Annotated in this window: 1 protein-coding gene; it reads right to left on the minus strand. The window is 60.4% G+C overall.

All coding sequences use genetic code 11. The features are described from left to right. The coding region (locus NUW87_RS12015; RefSeq protein ID WP_500683257.1) for a hypothetical protein at positions 1–503 on the minus strand (503 nt) is incomplete at its 3' end. Positions 504–565: the final 62 nt, after the last annotated feature.

The raw sequence follows: 565 nt of genomic DNA on the forward strand, positions 1-565 counted from the left end.
CCTTCATAGATGGGTACGGTGTGGGAGACACCGTCACCGGAGTCCAGCACGATACCGGTGGTACGACCGGAGGCGTACAGGGACAGCACTGCCTGGATGGCGACGTACATGGCGGGGGTGTTGAAGGTCTCAAACATGATCTGAGTCATCTTCTCCCTGTTGGCCTTGGGGTTGAGGGGCGCCTCGGTGAGCAGGATGGGGTGTTCCTCTGGAGCCACTCGGAGTTCATTGTAGAATGTGTGATGCCAGATCTTCTCCATGTCGTCCCAGTTGGTGATGATGCCATGTTCGATCGGGTACTTGAGGGTGAGGATACCTCTCTTGGACTGGGCCTCATCACCTACATAGCTGTCTTTCTGACCCATACCCACCATGACGCCCTGGTGGCGGGGTCGGCCCACGATGGATGGAAACACGGCGCGAGGAGCGTCATCGCCGGCGAAACCGGCCTTGCACATGCCGGAGCCATTGTCGACGACGAGCGCGGCGATATCATCATCCATGGTGAGCTGGCGGCGGGTGTGGACGGGCGGCGGATCGGCAAAGGCGAGGCTCTGTGCTCGCG

This window comes from Corynebacterium pilbarense, assembly GCF_026930265.1.
In the GTDB taxonomy this organism is placed as follows: domain Bacteria; phylum Actinomycetota; class Actinomycetes; order Mycobacteriales; family Mycobacteriaceae; genus Corynebacterium; species Corynebacterium pilbarense.